Source organism: Pseudomonas sp. TE3786 (assembly GCF_054057335.1).
Genome location: NZ_JBSRZF010000002.1, coordinates 256467 through 273626, shown reverse-complemented (window position 1 = coordinate 273626; position 17160 = coordinate 256467). Strand labels below are relative to the sequence as shown.

Here is a 17160-nt window from a genome sequence, read left to right as displayed (position 1 = left end):
CGCACGTGTGCGCCCTGGCAGGCAATCCCGTTCTCTCTTCATCCGGACTATGACCGTCGGCCTCGGAATCACACCGAGTCTGCTGACCTTGCGCGCGCCGTTGTCGGCTTGCCCAAGCGCTCGCGGGCTAAGCGCATTGCGCGCCATTACCGCCGGTGGGGAATCGCACCCCGCCCTGAGAACGTTCAGCCATCTGCATGGCTGGGCTGCGTTTTTACCACAACTCGCTGTTTGAATGCATCTATAGGCCGATATTCATTGGGCTGGATGGCCGATATCAGCTGGACCTGTCCGGAATAGCGATGATCCGCCAGTCGTCCCCGACCGCACGCATCTCGGTGATTTTCAATGGCGTGGCCTCGGCCATCCGCGCCAGCGGCATATCCAGCAATGGCCGGGCACTGGAACCGAGGAACTTGGCAGCGACAAACAGCTGGTATTCATCCACCAGACCCAGGCGGGCAAAAGCCCCGGCCAGACGTGGACCGGCTTCCACCAGCACTTCATTGACGCCCTGGCTAGCCAACTCGGCGAGCAGCTTGCGCAGGTCGACATGGCCATTGCTGCCGGGGATGGCCAGCAAGGTGTGGCCTTCCTCGAGGAAACGGTCACGCGCCGATGCGGCGGCGCAGGTCGCCACCAATGCCGCACCGGCTTGGTAGAACGGCGCGCTGAGGGGCACCCGCAAGCGACCATCAACCAACACCCGCAGCGGCGGACGAGTCATCGCCAGAGCAGTGAGTTCGGCATTCAGGCCCAGTTCGTCAGGGCGCACGGTCAGGCGCGCGGCATCCGCTAGTACGGTATCGGCACCGGTCAGCACCACGCTGGCCTGGGCGCGCAGTCGCTGCACCGCCGCGCGGGCATCCGGCCCGGTGATCCACTGGCTTTCGCCGCTGGCCATGGCGGTCCGACCGTCCAGGCTCATGGCCAATTTCACCCGAACAAAGGGTAGGCCCTGCTCCATACGCTTGATAAAACCGGCATTCAGCGCCCGCGCCTCGGCTTCCAGCACGCCGCTCTGCACCGCGATACCGGCCTGCATCAGGCGCAGCAGACCGCGGCCGGAGACTTGCGGGTTGGGGTCCTGCATGGCAGCGACTACCCGCGCCACGCCGGCATTCATCAGGGCTTCGGCGCAGGGCGGCGTGCGGCCGTGGTGGCTGCAGGGTTCGAGGGTGACGTAAGCGGTGGCACCGCGCGCCTTGGCACCGGCCTGGCGCAGCGCGTGCACTTCGGCATGCGGCTCACCAGCACGGGCATGCCAGCCTTCGCCGACGATCTTGCCGTCGGCGACGATCACGCAACCGACGCGGGGATTGGGGTGGGTGGAGTAGATGCCCTTACGCGCCAGTTCCAGCGCACGGGCCATGAATTGCGGGTCGGTGGCGGCGTGTTCGAGGTTCGGCATACTCAGTCTTGCGCCGGTTCGCGGGACAAGCGGTCGATTTCCTCGCGGAATTCGTTGAGATCCTGGAAGCGCCGATATACCGAAGCGAAACGGATATAGGCCACTTCATCGAGCTTCTGCAGCTCGGTCATCACCAGCTCACCGAGCACCCGCGATTTGATCTCGCGTTCACCCGTGGCGCGCAACTTGTGTTTGATATGGGCAATCGCCGCTTCCAGCCGCTCGATGCTCACCGGGCGTTTTTCCAGGGCCCGCTGCATACCGGCACGCAGCTTTTCTTCATCGAAGGGCTGGCGGCTGCCGTCCTGCTTGATCAGGCGCGGCATCACCAGCTCGGCGGTCTCAAAGGTGGTGAAACGCTCTTCGCAGGCCAGGCACTCCCGGCGGCGGCGAACCTGCTCGCCCTCGGCGACCAATCGCGAATCGATAACCTTGGTGTCGTTGGCGCCGCAGAAGGGACAGTGCATAAAATAAATGGCAACAAAATGAAGGAGGGGCCATGGTAGCGCATCCCACTGGCAAGACAACCCGGCTACTTTGCGGTATACAAGCCCCCGCCTTAAATTCGCTGGACTCGTGACGGACTTCCCTATGTTTCGCCCACTCGCTGTGCTTTGTGCCCTTGCTCTGCTGGCTGGTTGCGCCAGCGAGACGCCCACCCCAACCACCCAGGTAACGCCGGGCAAACCCGCTGCCAGCGCCACGCCAGCGCCGGCACCGCTGCCGGCCAACCTGCGCGAACTGAGCGGCACCTTGCTGAACGTGCCTGCCGGCGCCAATGTCGAGCTGGCCCTGCTGGTGATCGACGAACGCGACCGCCCGCAACAGCTGCTGGGCAATATCACCCTGCAAGGCAACGGTCAGCCACTGCCCTTCCAGCTGCCATTCAATCCGGACTCCTTCCCGGCCAATGCCCGGGTCGAGTTGCATGGCCGGGTGACCCAGTCGGCGCAACTGATCTTGCGTCTGAGCCCGCAGCGCATCACGTCGGCGACCACCCAGGCGCTCGGCAACCTGCGTTTCGACACTGCACCATGACGCCACCGCTGGCCCTGCAAGCGGCGCTCGGCGAATTGCTCGGTGACGCGCAACTGGTGGCAGAAACCCTGCCCGGTACCGACCTCAAGCTGTGGCTGATCGACGCCAACAACATGGACCGCGCCTTCAGCCCGGAAGAAACCCGGCGCATCCTCGAAGAACCGCCCTACTGGTGCTTTTGCTGGGCCAGCGGCCTGGTGCTGGCGCGCTGGTTTGCCGAACACCCCGAGTGGGTCGCCGGTAAACGGGTGCTGGATTTCGGCGCCGGTTCCGGCGTCGCGGCCATCGCCGCGGCCAAAGCCGGTGCCGCCGAAGTGGTGGCCTGTGACCTCGACCCACTGGCCCTGGCCGCCTGCCGCGCCAACGCAGAGCTGAATGGCGTGGCGTTGAGTTACTCCGAAGACTTCTTCGCCGAAGCCGACCGCTTCGACCTGATCGTGGTCGCCGACGTGCTTTACGATCGCGCCAACCTGCCGCTGCTCGATCATTTCCTCAGCCGCGGCCGGCAGGCGTTGGTGGCCGACTCACGGGTGCGCGATTTCAATCATCCGCAGTACCAGCGTCTGGATATCCTCGAAGCCTGCACCTGGCCGGACCTGGCCGAGCCGGCGGAGTTTCGCTACGTCAGCCTGTACCACGCCTCGCGCGCTCAGGGCGCATCTTCTTAACGCAAGCAAAGCCTCACAAAACGTTCATCTGCCCTTGTTATAAGCGTGCGCATTGCTTGCAAAGCCTCGCCATCCAAAAGGTGCTCAATGAACGTGACCGAGCAGGGGAAAACACCCCATCGAAAAGTGCTGGTTACGGGTGCCGCCGGTTTTATCGGTTTCCACACGGCGCTGCGCCTGTGCCGCGATGGCCACCAGGTGGTGGGTATCGACAACCTCAACGATTACTACAGCGTTGAACTGAAACAGGCGCGGCTGGCGCTGTTGCTCGAGCAGGCGAATTTCCGCTTCCAGCGCCTGGATATCGCCGACCAACCGGCGCTGGTGCAGGTGTTCGCCGACGGCCATTTCGACCACGTGATCCACCTGGCCGCCCAGGCCGGAGTCCGTTACTCCATCGAGCAACCGCACAGTTATGCACAGGCCAACCTGGTGGGTTTCCTCAATGTACTGGAGGCCTGCCGCGCCTATCCGCCCGCCCACTTGATCTACGCCTCAAGCAGTTCGGTTTATGGCTTGAGCAGCACCCTGCCCTATGCCACCAGCGACCGCGCCGACCAACCCGTTTCGCTCTACGCGGCGACCAAACGCGCCAATGAGCTGATGGCCCACAGCTACGCCCATCTGTATGGAATTCCGAGCACCGGCCTGCGTTTTTTTACTGTGTACGGCCCGTGGGGGCGACCGGACATGGCGCTGTTCAAATTCACCGACGCCATCCTCAACGGCCGCCCTATCGATGTGTACAACGACGGTGCCATGTCGCGCGACTTCACCTTTATCGATGACATCGTCGAAGGGCTGGTGCGCCTGCTGCCACTGCCGCCGCAGGACAGCACGGTCTACAACATCGGCCTCGGCACCCCGGTGAAGCTGCTGGAGTTCATCGACTGCATCGAAGCGGCGCTGGGCATTCGCGCGATCAGGAATTTTATGCCGCTGCAGTCCGGCGAGGTGCTCAACACCTGGGCCGACACGGCTGAGCTGGCGGCACGGATCAACTTCCAACCGCAGGTTACCGTAGCTGCCGGTGTGCAGGCCTTTGTCGACTGGTATAGCCGCTACTACCGCCTGACCCCATCCCCTTCTTCGCCCGCCTTCAAGGAAGCCTGATGCACGAAGCGCCCTATGTCTCGGTTCTGATCCCGGCCAAAAATGAAGCGGGCAACCTGCTGCCACTGCTCGAAGAAGTGCGCGCGGCCCTGCGTGATGAGCACTTTGAAGTGATTGTCGTCGACGACGGCAGCACCGACGCCACCGCCAGCGAATTGCGCCACTTGCAAAACAGCGGCTACAGCCAGTTACGTGTGCTCAGCCACGCTCGCTCGCTGGGCCAGAGCACCTCGATCTACCACGCCGCCGAAGTGGCGCGCGGGCACTGGCTGGCCACCTTGGATGGCGATGGCCAGAACGACCCGGCGGACATCCCCAAGATGCTCGAGTGGGTACGCGGCTCCGAGGGCCAACCTGGCGGCGTCAAGCTGGTGGCCGGGCATCGCGCCAACCGGCAGGACACCGCCAGCAAACGCTGGGCCTCGCGCTGGGCCAACACACTGCGCGCCAGCCTGCTGCACGACCAAACCCCGGACACTGGTTGCGGCATCAAGCTGATCGAGCGCCAGGCTTTTTTACGCCTGCCGTATTTCGACCATATGCACCGCTTTATTCCGGCGCTGATTCGCCGCCATAACGGCCGCATGCTGGTGCAACCAGTCAACCACCGTGAGCGCGGAGCCGGGGTGTCGAACTATGGCAACCTCGACCGCGCGCTGGTCGGCATTCTCGATTTGTTTGGCGTGTGGTGGTTGATCCGCCGTACCCGCTTGGACGTCAACGCCCAGGAAGAGGAGGCGTGAGATGAGTGGCGAGTCGTTGTGGCTGGCCATCGGCTTTCTCGGCCAGTTGGCGTTTACCGGACGTTTTGTTTTGCAGTGGCTGTACAGCGAGTACCAGAAGCGCAGCGTGATTCCCGTGGCCTTCTGGTACCTGAGCATCGTTGGCAGCGCCTTGTTGCTGGCTTATGCCATCTACCGCCAGGACCCGGTATTTATTGCCGGCCAGGCGTTTGGTTTCATTGTGTACCTGCGCAATTTGCAGCTGATCGCCCAACGCGGCGAACAGCCAACCTCCGAGCCTGACAACAAGGACTGACGCCGTGCGCTTGTTTTCTTCGCCGCGGCTTTTTTCGCGGCGATTATCCTCGAGAGTGGAGTGCTGGCTGCTGGTGGTGCTGACGCTGGTGTTGGTCGGGGCCGGTATTGGCTGGCGCCAGCCGCTAAATGTCGATGAAGAGCGTTTTCTTGCCGTAGCGCTGGAGATGCTGCAGAACGGCTCGTGGTTTATTCCGCACCGCGCCGCAGAGATCTATGCCGACAAACCGCCGCTATTCATATGGACGGTGGCGCTGTTTGTGCAGCTCACCCACCTGCCAAAAATTGCCCTTTATCTGCCCGCTCTGCTCGCCAGCGCCGTCACCAGTGCGTGCCTTTACGACCTGGCCCAGCGCCTGTGGAATCGACGCATTGGCGTGATTGCGGTGCTGCTGTTTCTGTCCACTTACCAGACCTACAGCATTCTGCGCACCGGGCAGATCGACGGCTTTCTGGCGCTGTGGACCATGCTCGCAGTGTATGGCTTGTGCCGGCATTTGTTTCTCGGCCCGGCCTGGCGCTGGTACTACGTGGCGTGTGCGGCGATGGGCCTGGGCATTATCAGCAAGGGCGTGGGTTTTCTCCCGGTGCTGATACTGATTCCTTATTTCTATGCTGCACGCAAAGGCTGGAAGGGCGTGGTGCCCATGCCCGGAAACACCGGTGCCTGGTGGTTGGGGCTGCTGGTGGCCTTGCTGGCGATTAGCATCTGGCTGGGGCCGTTGATGCTGATCGTGCTGCAAGGCAGCGCCGACAGCCTGGCGTATACCGAGGAAATTCTGCTTAAACAAACCGCCGGCCGCTATGCCAATGCCTGGGCGCACAAAGAGCCGTTCTGGTACTTCTTCGTCAAGGTCATTCCCAAGTACTGGTTGCCGATCTTTTTTATGCTGCCCTGGCTGCTGCCGGCCTGGCGCAAACAGCTGGCCAAACAGGACGGCCGGGTGCTGGTGTTGCTCGGCTGGGTGATGTTGGTGCTGCTGTTTTTCAGTTTCAGCAGTGGCAAACGCAAGCTGTACATCTTTCCGGCCGTACCGGGCTTGATTCTGCTGGTGGCACCGTTGTTGCCCTGGTTACTGCGCCGCTGGTTGCACAACCGGCCACGGGCTAGGGTGGTGTTCACCACGCTAACGGTCGTGTGGTTGTGTGCCTGGTTTGTGCGCGGCTTTGTAGAGCCCTACAAGGAAGGCAGCAACCCCCACGAAACCCTGATGCGCGAGGTGGCCCGGCAAACCGGCAATGCCGAGCTGGTGCTGGTGGGATGGCGCGAGGGCCATTGGCTGTTTGCCCAACAACCCATCGTGCATTTCGGCTTTATCAACAGCCATCCCCTGGAGGACTCCGTCAGTTGGCTGCGCAGCCATCCGCACGCAGTTGCCCTGGTGCCGGCGCGGGAGTTGGCGCGCTGCTATCTCCCGGAAAAAGCCCATAAGGTCGGTAGTACCTCCAGGGCCGAATGGTATTGGGTGGGTGTCGATGCGGATAACCAACAGTGCGGGCAAACCGATCCACAAAAGGTCTATCGCTTTGCCTGGCAACAGCCGTTGTAAAGGGCGTTGCGACTAGGCGGTAAAACCGTCGACGGCGCGCAACACATAAACCCGCCACATGGCGTACCGCGGCAGAAAGTCCAGGCGCTCGTCGATCACAAACCCCGCCTGCTTGAACTCGGCCTCGATCACGGCGCGCGGTACCACAAAGCGATTCTGGCTCGCCTCGCTGGCCGGGCCCGCTGGCACCGAGCACTGCGTCTCCAGCGTGTTGCGGTGCCACGATTGGTAGTTGCCGTCCACCCACAGCGACACAATGACGCTGTCTCGGGTAACCCGATGAAACTCCTTGAGCATGGCCAGACGGTGCTGTGCATCACTGATGTGGTGCAACAGACGCATGCTGAAAATGCAGTCCACCGAGTGGTCCGGTAGGTCGATATCGAAGGCCGAGGTTTGCAGCAACGTGACGCGTTCCACCACAGCCGCAGGCTGGGCCTTGCAGGCCGTGTCTAGCATGCCGCGCGAGTTGTCGGCGCCAATGATGATGCGGTTGGGTTTCTCCGCCAGCAGCGGCCAGAAGCGCCCGGCAGCGGATGACAAGTCCAGCACCAGGCCCGGGTCGCTGGCAACAGCCAGGGCTTTGCGCGCCAATTGTTCGTCACGCCAATGGGACAAGCGCCGCAACAGGCCGTCCTGGTGTTTGTGCAAGTACTGCTGCGCATGCTCCAGCGTGTACTTCTTGGAAAACTTCAGCTTTATGGGGGTGCCCATACATCCCTCCCACAGCGGGTTGCTGCGTAAACGTGGGGAGAAGGTAACCAGGGGGACGTCGTAATCAGGTAAAAGTGAGGTGAAATTTCTGTCAGCTGATACATGCACCGGCACGCAATCAGCGGCGCAAGTGGTTGCGGCGTGCCTAGGCGGGAAGCCAGAACCAGACGCCCACCCCCAGCACCACCAGGGCCAGCAATATCACCAAAAAGGCGTGGCCATCGAGCGCGGCGCGATAGCGGGTCGGCACCACGGTCGTCGCACGACGCTGCTGCTGGGTCAGCCAGATAGCACTGGCAACAAACACCGACGACGCCGTTGCCGCCAGCCCGCCCACCATCAGCACCAGTGCAGGCAGGTGCAAGGTATTGCCAGCAAACAGGTACAGACTACTGAGGATCAACATCACCGCGAGCAAGCCAATCCGCGCCTGCCCCAGCGTCTGCTGAATGCTGACATTGGCCAGTAACGACAAGGACAACGGTTGATCGGTTTGGGCGTTGCGCAGGTTGTCGGCAATACGCTTGAGCATGGTGGCCTTGCCGAGCAACGAATAGCCGATGACCGCCACCAGCGCCGCCGTGCAACCCGGGTCAAGGCTGAAATTGAACAACGCCAATAGCGCGAGCACGATAGACAGGTCCAGCGCCACCGGCAGCAGAGTGGCCAGCGCAATCGTCCCGGAAAAGCGCAAACAGCTATACAGCGTAACGCTCAGCAAGGTGCCAAAAGCGGCATAAACATCCCAACTGCCCCCCAGACTCAGGCCATGGGCGGGGGAATGCCAAATACCGCCGACGATGATCGCCAGCGCCACCAGCACCGCCGATTTGCCGCCCCCGACAAAGTTGAAGACGCGCCGCCGCGAGCCGCTGTCGGCACCTGCAGAGGCGTCGTACAGAGCATCGCCTGGGCGGGGTTTGGTGATAGGCATCAAGGGATCCGGACAAGGCACCTGGATGCCTCGACAAAGCCGGCATCTGCGCAAATGACGCGCAGCTTAAACCGGCATTTGTGAAGGTATTGTCAAAGCACTGCAGCCCGCAGGCGGCTACCCGTCCAGCCTTGAATTCAGCGGCAGGTGGAGGTGCAACGTTGACGCACGACGCTTTCTTGCAGCCGGCACTGGTTTTCAGCCGCGGCGTCCCCACCTATAGTGACGAGCCTGCGCCGGGGATAACCCGGCCGTCCCATTTTCGCGTTTCGAGACCAAGCATGAGCCAGGACACGCCCTATATCTTCGACGTCAGCACGGCCAACTTCGACCAGCTGGTGATCCAGAACTCCTTTCACAAGCCGGTGCTGGTGGACTTCTGGGCCGAGTGGTGCGCGCCGTGCAAAGCCCTGATGCCAATGCTCGCGCAGATTGCCGAGGGCTATCGCGGCGAGCTGTTGCTGGCCAAGCTGAACTGCGACCTGGAGCCGGATGTGGTCGCCCGCTTCGGCATTCGCAGCCTGCCTACCGTGGTGCTGTTCAAGGACGGCCAGCCGGTGGATGGCTTCCAGGGTGCACAGCCGGAATCGGCGATTCGCGCCATCCTTGAACCCCACGTCGCCGCCCCGCCGCCGCTTGCGGCTGACCCGCTGGAAAGCGCCGTGGCACTGTTTGCCGAAGGGCGGATTGGCGACGCGGAAAACCTGCTGCGGGAAATTCTCGCCGCTGACAGCGAGAAACCCGCCGCCCTGATTCTGTATGCCCGCTGCCTGGCCGAGCGCGGTGAGTTGGGCGAAGCGCAAAGCGTGTTGGATGCCGTGAAGGGCGATAGCCACAAGCAAGACCTGGCCAGCGCCCGTGCGCAGATCACCTTCTTGCGCCAAGCCGCCGATATGCCCGATGCCGCCGCCCTGAAGGCGCGCCTGGCGCAGGATGCCGGCGACGATGAAGCGGTGTACCAACTGGCCATCCAGCAACTGGCGCGCCAGCAGTACGAACCGGCGCTGGAAGCGCTGTTGAAACTGTTTGTCCGCAACCGCAGCTACGCCGACGGCATGCCGCACAAAACCCTGCTGCAGGTATTTGAGCTGTTGGGCAACGAGCACCCGCTGGTGACCCTGTTCCGCCGCAAGCTGTACCAGGCGCTGTATTGATTCGCTGAGCCCGCTGCGCCTTGCCCATTCCGGGCAGGGCCCACTCCGCACAAGGATGCTGCATTGAACGCCCAGAATTCCCCAGACCCAACCCTGCCGTTTTCCAACTGGCTGCCGTTTATGCTTGGTGCCGGTTACGGCTTTCTGCTGCGCCTGCTGTTCTCCGGCCCCAGCCTGTTCGGCGCCTTCAAAGGGCCGACCGTGATGTCGGCGGCCTTTGCCCTGGGGGTGCCATTTGCGGTGGGGGCGATCAGCGTGTATTTCGCCGAACGCAGCAAAGATCGCAGCGTGATGTTCTTTATCTTTGCGCCCTGGCTGGCCGTGTCGCTGTTTGTCGGTGGTACGGCACTGGCGCTTATCGAAGGCTCGATCTGCATCGCCATGGCCTTGCCGCTGTTTCTGCTGATGGGCTCGCTCGGCGGTCTGCTGATGGGCCTGTTTTGCCGGGTGGTCGAGAGCTCCGGGCGGACGCTCTACAGCATCGCCGCGCTGCCCTTGGTACTGGCTGCCGTGGAAACCCTGTATGTACCGCACGATGGCTTTGCCACCGTGGAGCGCAGCGTACAGATTGCCGCGCCGGTTGACCGGGTGTGGCAGCTGATCAACTTTCCCACCGATATTCACCCGCAGGAGCTGGCCAGCGGCCTGGCTTACCGCATCGGCGTACCCTATCCGATCGAAGCGCGAACGCTGGAGCCACGGGTGGGCGGCATGCGCAAGTTGATCTGGCAACGCGGCATCAGCTTCGACGAGCAGATCACCGACTGGCAGGACCAGCGCTACATTGCCTGGAACTACCACTTTCGCCCTGACTCATTCCCCGCCGGCTCAATGGACGACCATGTGCGCATTGGCGGCGAATATTTCGACCTCAAGGACACCTCTTACACGCTCACGCCAAACGCCGGCGGCACGCGCCTGGATGTGCGCGTGACGTTCCGCGCCACCACAGCGTTCAACTGGTACGCGGTGCCGGTGGCGCGCTTCATGATTGGCGATACCGCCGAAACCATCCTCGGTTTTTATCAGCACCGCGCCGAAGCGGCGGGCAAAGCCGGCTAGCCGACCCAGCTATACACCGGCGCATCGGTGCCGGCTTCCACTTCCACCAGCGTCGAATGGCGCAAGCGCACCAGCAGGCGCTTGGCGGCGCTGGCATTGCCGGTGAGCGCTTGCAGCTCGCCGAGCAAGGCCGGGCCGTCGATCTTGCCGGCGCTGCGCAGCAACTCCTGCACCAGCAACCATTGCTTATCATCCTGCGAGTGAGTGGCCAGCGGCGGTGCTGGTTTGACGGGTTCGGCGGCGGCCGTTACCGGTAGCTGCGCGGCCAATTGCGCCCAGTCTTCAGCATCCAGTTCAATGCTCAGATCGACCGGCCAGGTGCCGATCGTGCCTTTGATATGCACCATAAAAACCACCTCAAGCAAAAGTGCCGTCATGCTCCCATGAGTTCGCCAAGCGGGCTAGGCAAGCGTCGATTTGAGTTATAACATAACATCTCATTTAAGCCGCCCACCCGGAGTCATCCTTCATGCGCCGTTTGCTGCTCGCTCTGCCGTTTGCCCTGTTGCCGCTGGCCATTGCCCAGGCTAGTGAAGACCATGATCACCCTGAAGAGCACGCCAGCCTCGGCACCCACGAGCATGGCGTCGGCCGTTTGAACGCCGCGCTGGATGGCAACACGCTGGAGTTGGAGCTGGAAAACCCGTCGATGAACCTGGTGGGCTTTGAGCATGCGGCGAAATCCGCCGTCGACCAAGCCACCGTCGCTGGTGCAAAAACCGATCTGGAAAAACCCCTGAGCCTGTTCGCCCTACCCGCCGCCGCCAAATGCAGCGTGACGAAAGTGGAGCTGCACAGCCCGCTGTTCGGCGACAAACCGGATGCCGATGAAGACGACGATCATGACCATGACGAGCACGCTGCTGCCGATGGCGACGAACATGAGCATGAACACCACCACAGCGAGATTCACGCCAGCTATCAGCTGACCTGTGCCGAGCCCGCTGCACTCACCCGTCTGGACCTGACGCCGCTGTTCAAACGCTTCCCGTCGCTGCACCAGGTGCAAGCGCAATTGATCGGCCCCACCGGCCAACAAGGTGCCGAGCTGACGGAAAAAAGCCCACGCCTGAACTTTTGATTCGGCCGCGCTCTAACAGCCAGCCGTAGCCGCCCAAGCGGGTATCCAGATACCCTCTCGGGCAGCGTCTATTTCGCCCCACCCCACTTCAAAGTGCCCTTCATGACAGCGCCACTCCTGACCCTCAGTGACCTTGGTTTCGCCTGGCCTGGCCATGCCGAACTGCTGGATATTCCCGCGTTCCATCTGGCGCAGGGTGAAACCCTGTTTCTCAAGGGCCCCAGTGGCAGCGGCAAGACCACCTTGCTGGGGTTGCTCGGCGGCGTGCAGAAGCCCAGCCGCGGCAGCATCGCGTTGCTGGGGCAAGAATTGACCAGCCTGTCGGCCGGTGCCCGCGACCACTTTCGCGTCGACCACACCGGCTACATCTTTCAGCAGTTCAACCTGCTGCCGTTTCTTTCGGTACGGGAAAACGTCGAGTTGCCCTGTCATTTCTCCAAGCTGCGCGCCAGCCGTGCCAAGCAGCGCCATGGCAGCGTGCACCAGGCCGCTGGTGCCCTGCTCGCCCACCTGGGCTTGAAGGATGAACTGCTCGAACGCCGCGCCGATGCCTTGTCCATCGGCCAGCAGCAACGGGTGGCCGCCGCCCGGGCGCTGATTGGTCAGCCGGAGCTGGTGATTGCCGACGAACCGACCTCGGCGCTGGATGCCGATGCCCGCGAGGCGTTTCTGCAATTGCTTTTTGCCGAATGCCGTGAGGCGGGCTCCAGCCTGTTGTTCGTCAGCCACGACCAGAGCCTGGCCCCGCTATTCGACCGCCACCTGTCGCTGGCAGAACTCAATCGCGCGGCCAAGCCCGCTGCGGAGGTTTGAGATGTACCTGTTGCGCCTCGCCATGGCCAGTCTGGCCAACCGTCGTTTTACCGCGTTGCTCACCGTGTTCGCCATCGCCCTGTCGGTCTGCCTGCTGCTGGCCGTAGAGCGGGTACGCACCGAAGCCCGCGCCAGTTTTGCCAGCACCATCAGCGGCACCGATCTGGTGGTCGGTGCCCGTTCGGGGTCGATCAACCTGCTGCTGTATTCGGTGTTCCGCATCGGCAACGCCACCAACAATATTCGCTGGGACAGCTTCGAGCACTTTGCCAACAGCAAGCAGGTGAAGTGGGCGATTCCCATGTCCCTCGGTGACTCTCATCGTGGCTTCCGCGTGATGGGTACTACTGGTGCCTATTTCGAGCACTACCACTATGGCCGCGGCCAGGCCCTGCAACTGGCCGAAGGCCGCGCGTTCGACAGCGATCCATTCGAGGTGGTGCTGGGCGCTGAAGTGGCCGAAGCGCTGAAGTACAAACTTGGCGAAAAGATCGTGCTGGCCCATGGCGTGGCCAGCATCAGCCTGGTCAAACATGACGACAAACCCTTCACCGTAGTCGGCATTCTGCAACGCACCGGCACCCCGGTGGACCGCACCCTGCATATCAGCCTGGGCGGCATGGAAGCACTGCATATCGACTGGAAAAACGGCGTTCCGGCCCGCGGCACCGGGCGCATCAGCGCGGATCAGGCGCGCAATATGGACCTGACGCCACAGGCGATCACCGCCTTTATGCTCGGTCTGAACAACAAGATCGCCACCTTCAGCATGCAACGTGAAATCAACGAATTCCGTGGCGAGCCGCTGCTGGCGATTCTGCCTGGGGTGGCCCTGCAGGAGCTGTGGAGCCTGATGGGTACCGCTGAGCAGGCGCTGTTCGTGGTCTCGTTGTTTGTGGTGATCACCGGCTTGATCGGCATGCTCACGGCGATCCTCACCAGCCTCAACGAGCGCCGCCGGGAGATGGCCATCCTGCGTTCGGTTGGTGCCCGACCCTGGCATATCGCCAGCCTGCTGGTGCTGGAGGCCTTCACTCTGGCATGCTCCGGCGTCGTTCTCGGCACCCTGTTGCTGTACGTCGGCATCGCCGGTGCCCAGAGTTTTGTGCAGGCCAACTACGGGATCTTTCTGCCCCTGGCCCTGCCCAGCGCATACGAGTGGGCTCTGCTGGGCGGTATTCTCGGTGCCGCACTGCTGATGGGCGCGATTCCGGCCTGGCGTGCCTATCGACAATCGCTGGCGGATGGTTTGTCCATCCGCGTGTAGTCCACTGCTGTAAAACTTGAGGACCCTGACCATGTTGCGCGCGCTTTTCCTTGCCCTGTTGTTGGCGCCGAGCCTGACCCTGAGCGCCTGGGCCGCCGATGTGCGCGAGCTGACCTGGTCGGAAATGGTACCGCCGGACGCCCCGGTCGCCACCCAGCCGCAAGCGCCGATGCACGACCTGTCGCAGCTGGCCGATGCCCTGGCCGCAGAGTCGGCACCAGCGGCCAAGCAACAGTCTCCCGCCGCGCCCGTGGTGCAGGCGCTGAATGGCCAGGTGGTGAAACTGCCGGGCTATATCGTGCCGCTGGAAGTCGGCGAAGACAGCCGGGTGACCGAGTTTCTACTGGTGCCTTACTTCGGTGCCTGCATCCACGTGCCGCCGCCACCGTCGAACCAGATCGTGCATGTCACCAGTGAGCTCGGCGTACTGATGGATGCGCTGTACCAACCGTTCTGGGTCGAAGGTCCGTTGCTGGTAAAAAACAGCAGCAGTGACCTTGCCGATGCCGGTTACGCGATGGATGCGAGCAAGATCTACCCCTATGAAACCCCGGAAAACTGACTACGCTCCAACGGTTGCTCCAAGCGCAACCGTACACATTACAATTTGTTGCTATAGATCAAGATAGGCAGCTACCGATCTGTCGATACTGACGCCATCCGAACCGTTAGTGATTGAAAGGAGTACACCATGTCCAAGGCCATCTTCGCCGCCTCCCTGCTGGCGGTCGCGCTTGTCGCCCCCATGGCTCATGCCTACGAGGCCGGCGATATCATTCTGCGTGCAGGCGCCATTACCGTTGATCCACACGAAAACAGCGGCAACATCGACCACTCGGTACTGGGCAAAGTCGATGGCAGCAAGGCCACCGTGGACGGTGACACCCAACTGGGCTTGAACTTCGCCTATATGGTGACCAACAACGTCGGTATCGAACTGCTGGCCGCAACTCCGTTCAATCATGACGTCGGCGTCAAAGGCATGCCAGGTGCCTTGTCCGGCCTCAATGGCAAGCTCGGCAGCATCAAGCAACTGCCGCCAACCCTGAGCCTGGTGTACTACCCAATGGACAGCAAGTCGGCGTTCCAACCCTATGTCGGTGCCGGCATCAACTACACCTGGTTCTTCGACGACAAGCTCAGCAGCGAAGCCGAAAGCAAAGGTTTCAGCGGCCTGGATATGAAAGATTCCTGGGGCCTCGCCGGGCAAGTGGGCATGGATTACATGCTGACTGACAACATCATGCTCAACGCCCAGGTGCGCTACATCGACATCGACACCACTGGTACAACTCACCTGGCGGGCGACAAGGTGAAGGTCGACGTGGATGTGGACCCGTGGGTTTACATGGTCGGTCTTGGCTACAAATTCTGAGGTCAATCCCAGAATGAACAAAGGCGCCTTCGGGCGCCTTTTTCGTTTGCAGGAATCGAGGCTAAGCCTCTCCCTCCGGGTCACTCAATCCATTGGGGGTGAGGCTTTAGCCTCGATGCTTTTGATCTAGCGACTAACGGCCAAGCAACTTGGCCAGACCAACTGCGATAGGCGTCGGCTCAGGCACCTGATAGCGGCTCAACAACCGCTGGTTGTTAGCCCGCGAATGACGAATATCGCCATCCCGCGCCGGGCCATAAGTAACTGCCGGCAAGCTGCCGACCACGTCGCCTATGTGTTGCAGCAACTGGTTGAGGCTGGTGGCGCGATCCAGACCCACGTTAACGGGGCCCGCTTCGACGCTGGGCATCTCCAGCGCCTGCATCAGCACGGCAATCAGGTCCGCCACGTAGAAGAAGTCCCGCGTCTGCTCTCCATCACCAAACACCGCAATCGGCAGGCCTTGCTGGGCGCGCTGGATAAAGATGCTGATCACCCCGGAATACGGCGATGAAGGATCCTGGCGTGGCCCAAAGATATTGAAGAAGCGGAAAATCGCCGGTTCCAGACCATGCTGGCGGCGGTAGAAATCCAGGTATTGCTCGCTGGCCAGCTTGTCTACCGCGTAGGGCGTAAGCGGCGCGATCGGGGTGTCTTCGTCGATGGCCTGGCCATCGCCGTTGTTGCCATACACCGAGGCGCTGGAGGCGAACAGCACGCGCTTGACGTCATGCTTACGCATCGCCTCGCAGACATTCAGGGTGCCTACGAAATTACTCTGGTGGGTGCCCACCGGATCGGCCACCGAGGCCGGTACCGAGGCCACCGCCGCCAGATGGACAACAGCCTGGCAGCCGGCCACCGCCTGCGAAACCAACGCCGCATCCGCCACGCTGCCCTCCAGCAACTGCAGGCGCGGGTTGTCCAGCGGCAGGTTGCTGCGCTTGCCCATGGACAGGTCGTCCAGCACCCGCACGGCGTAGCCTTTGGCCAATAGGCAATCAACCAGGTTGGAGCCGATAAAGCCGGCGCCCCCGGTAACCAGAACGGGGAGATCAGGCATGACGGTAGTAACGATCCAGAAGACTTGGCAAACCGGCACGCCAGGCGCGCGGCTTGATGCCGAAGGTATGCAGAATTTTCTTGCAGGCCAGCACCGCGTGCTGCGGCTCGTCGGCCACATCCGGGCGGGCCGCGTGGGCCTGAGCGCCGACTTCCTGCACCGCCAGCTGGCGGAACGCCCGCGCCTCGGTGAGCACCGCCTGGCCGAGGGCCAGTGACGTGGTCGCCTCGTAGCCGCCGTAGTGGTACGTGCCCCACAGCGGTGCCTGGCAATCCAGTTGTTTCAGTACGGCAATCAACACTCTGGCGGCATCGTCGATGGGCGTCGGGTTGCCCCGGCGGTCATCGGCGAGAAACAGTTCGGCATCGTGCTCGGCACGGTTGAGGAAACGCCCCAGCAACCCTTCGGCGCTGGAATCCAGCAACCAGCCAAAGCGGATCAGCACATGCCGCGGGCAGGCCGCACGCACGCTCTGTTCGATCCGCCACAACGCCTGACCGCGCAGGCCCAACGGCACCTGCTCCTCCTTTTCGCTGTAGGCAGTGGCGCGCGAGCCATCGAATACGCGATAGCTGGAGGGCTGTACCAGGCGAATGGAATGGTGTTGGCAGAGTTCGGCGAGGCGTTCGACCGCACGTTCCTGCGGGGCGAAACGCTCGGCGCTCACCGCTTCGGCCTGGAACCAGTCGAAGTAGTAGGCGAGATTGACCACCACGTCGGGCCGGGTTTCATCCAGCAGCAGAGTCAGGCTGGTGGCGTCCCAGCCGCCCTCGGGCGGACGTGGGGCGAGGAAGCCGATGTCATCCTCGGCCCCCAGGCGGATCAGCGCCTGCCCAAGGGCATTGCCGCCGCCCAGTAGCATCAGGCGCATACGCATACG

Annotated in this window: 20 protein-coding genes and 1 riboswitch; of the genes, 13 read left to right on the top strand and 7 right to left on the bottom strand. The window is 62.4% G+C overall.

Features of this window, described 5'->3' with window-relative positions; all coding sequences use genetic code 11:
* Positions 1-25: 25 nt before the first annotated feature.
* Positions 26-187: riboswitch (FMN riboswitch) on the bottom strand.
* Between the two features lie 90 nt (positions 188-277).
* On the bottom strand, positions 278-1411 hold the full coding sequence (gene ribD, locus ACVW0Y_RS03675; protein WP_457436134.1) for a bifunctional diaminohydroxyphosphoribosylaminopyrimidine deaminase/5-amino-6-(5-phosphoribosylamino)uracil reductase RibD: 1134 nt from the start codon (positions 1409-1411) through the stop codon (positions 278-280).
* 2 nt (positions 1412-1413) lie between these two features.
* Positions 1414-1878 carry a transcriptional regulator NrdR gene (nrdR, locus tag ACVW0Y_RS03670; protein ID WP_457436132.1) on the bottom strand — a complete coding sequence of 155 codons (465 nt, stop codon included), beginning with the start codon at positions 1876-1878 and terminating at the stop codon, positions 1414-1416.
* 124 nt (positions 1879-2002) lie between these two features.
* Here nrdR and ACVW0Y_RS03665 point away from each other — a divergent pair, with 124 nt between their 5' ends.
* From ACVW0Y_RS03665 to ACVW0Y_RS03640, 6 genes are all read left to right on the top strand, one after another.
* A complete protein-coding gene (locus ACVW0Y_RS03665) occupies positions 2003-2449 on the top strand; it encodes a YbaY family lipoprotein (protein WP_457436130.1) in 447 nt (148 codons plus the stop codon).
* Complete coding sequence (locus tag ACVW0Y_RS03660; protein WP_457436128.1) at positions 2446-3117, top strand: class I SAM-dependent methyltransferase; 672 nt, start codon at positions 2446-2448, stop codon at positions 3115-3117. The genes ACVW0Y_RS03665 and ACVW0Y_RS03660 overlap by 4 nt, the downstream gene beginning before the upstream one ends.
* Positions 3118-3204: 87 nt before the next feature.
* The gene (locus tag ACVW0Y_RS03655) at positions 3205-4230 is read left to right on the top strand and encodes an SDR family NAD(P)-dependent oxidoreductase (RefSeq protein ID WP_457436125.1); all 1026 of its coding nucleotides are present in this window, start codon (positions 3205-3207) and stop codon (positions 4228-4230) included.
* Positions 4230-4973, top strand: coding sequence for a glycosyltransferase (locus ACVW0Y_RS03650; RefSeq protein WP_457436123.1), 744 nt, complete (start codon positions 4230-4232; stop codon positions 4971-4973). Before ACVW0Y_RS03655 ends, ACVW0Y_RS03650 begins: the two co-directional genes overlap by 1 nt.
* A 1-nt stretch (position 4974) precedes the next feature.
* Positions 4975-5268, top strand: coding sequence for a lipid-A-disaccharide synthase N-terminal domain-containing protein (locus tag ACVW0Y_RS03645; protein WP_457436121.1), 294 nt, complete (start codon positions 4975-4977; stop codon positions 5266-5268).
* 55 nt (positions 5269-5323) lie between these two features.
* Entirely contained in the window at positions 5324-6817 is a 1494-nt protein-coding gene (locus tag ACVW0Y_RS03640; RefSeq protein ID WP_457436119.1) for an ArnT family glycosyltransferase, read from the top strand.
* Positions 6818-6829: 12 nt separating this feature from the next.
* Here ACVW0Y_RS03640 and ACVW0Y_RS03635 read toward each other — a convergent pair whose 3' ends face one another.
* Complete coding sequence (locus ACVW0Y_RS03635) at positions 6830-7531, bottom strand: class I SAM-dependent methyltransferase (RefSeq protein ID WP_457436117.1); 702 nt, start codon at positions 7529-7531, stop codon at positions 6830-6832.
* A 145-nt stretch (positions 7532-7676) separates the two neighbouring features.
* Positions 7677-8465, bottom strand: coding sequence for a hypothetical protein (locus ACVW0Y_RS03630; protein ID WP_457436115.1), 789 nt, complete (start codon positions 8463-8465; stop codon positions 7677-7679).
* 281 nt (positions 8466-8746) lie between these two features.
* Between ACVW0Y_RS03630 and trxA the strand changes: the two genes are divergently transcribed.
* Together trxA and ACVW0Y_RS03620 are read left to right on the top strand one after the other, a co-directional pair.
* Positions 8747-9619 (top strand): thioredoxin, encoded by an 873-nt coding sequence (gene trxA, locus ACVW0Y_RS03625; RefSeq protein WP_457436113.1) that lies wholly within the window; start codon positions 8747-8749, stop codon positions 9617-9619.
* 63 nt (positions 9620-9682) lie between these two features.
* On the top strand, positions 9683-10681 hold the full coding sequence (locus tag ACVW0Y_RS03620) for an SRPBCC family protein (protein ID WP_457436111.1): 999 nt from the start codon (positions 9683-9685) through the stop codon (positions 10679-10681).
* Here ACVW0Y_RS03620 and ACVW0Y_RS03615 read toward each other — a convergent pair.
* Positions 10678-11028 (bottom strand): hypothetical protein, encoded by a 351-nt coding sequence (locus ACVW0Y_RS03615; protein ID WP_457436109.1) that lies wholly within the window; start codon positions 11026-11028, stop codon positions 10678-10680. The two genes, ACVW0Y_RS03620 and ACVW0Y_RS03615, sit on opposite strands and share 4 nt — an antisense overlap.
* A gap of 122 nt (positions 11029-11150) precedes the next feature.
* On the opposite strand from ACVW0Y_RS03615, the gene ACVW0Y_RS03610 reads away from it, so the two are divergent.
* The 5 genes from ACVW0Y_RS03610 to ACVW0Y_RS03590 all read left to right on the top strand — a co-directional run bounded on the left by ACVW0Y_RS03610 (position 11151) and on the right by ACVW0Y_RS03590 (position 15217).
* Positions 11151-11762 (top strand): DUF2796 domain-containing protein, encoded by a 612-nt coding sequence (locus ACVW0Y_RS03610; RefSeq protein WP_457436107.1) that lies wholly within the window; start codon positions 11151-11153, stop codon positions 11760-11762.
* Between the two features lie 102 nt (positions 11763-11864).
* Complete coding sequence (locus tag ACVW0Y_RS03605; protein ID WP_457436105.1) at positions 11865-12575, top strand: ABC transporter ATP-binding protein; 711 nt, start codon at positions 11865-11867, stop codon at positions 12573-12575.
* Position 12576: 1 nt separating this feature from the next.
* Complete coding sequence (locus ACVW0Y_RS03600; RefSeq protein WP_457436104.1) at positions 12577-13842, top strand: ABC transporter permease; 1266 nt, start codon at positions 12577-12579, stop codon at positions 13840-13842.
* Positions 13843-13873: 31 nt separating this feature from the next.
* Positions 13874-14404 (top strand): DUF3299 domain-containing protein, encoded by a 531-nt coding sequence (locus ACVW0Y_RS03595; RefSeq protein WP_457436103.1) that lies wholly within the window; start codon positions 13874-13876, stop codon positions 14402-14404.
* A gap of 129 nt (positions 14405-14533) precedes the next feature.
* Positions 14534-15217, top strand: a complete 684-nt coding sequence (locus ACVW0Y_RS03590) for an OmpW/AlkL family protein (RefSeq protein ID WP_457436102.1) — start codon at positions 14534-14536, stop codon at positions 15215-15217.
* 133 nt (positions 15218-15350) lie between these two features.
* On the opposite strand, the gene ACVW0Y_RS03585 is transcribed toward ACVW0Y_RS03590, so the two are convergent.
* Positions 15351-16280, bottom strand: a complete 930-nt coding sequence (locus ACVW0Y_RS03585; protein ID WP_457436101.1) for an NAD-dependent epimerase/dehydratase family protein — start codon at positions 16278-16280, stop codon at positions 15351-15353.
* Complete coding sequence (locus ACVW0Y_RS03580) at positions 16273-17157, bottom strand: sugar nucleotide-binding protein (RefSeq protein WP_457436100.1); 885 nt, start codon at positions 17155-17157, stop codon at positions 16273-16275. The genes ACVW0Y_RS03585 and ACVW0Y_RS03580 overlap by 8 nt, the downstream gene beginning before the upstream one ends.
* Positions 17158-17160: the final 3 nt, after the last annotated feature.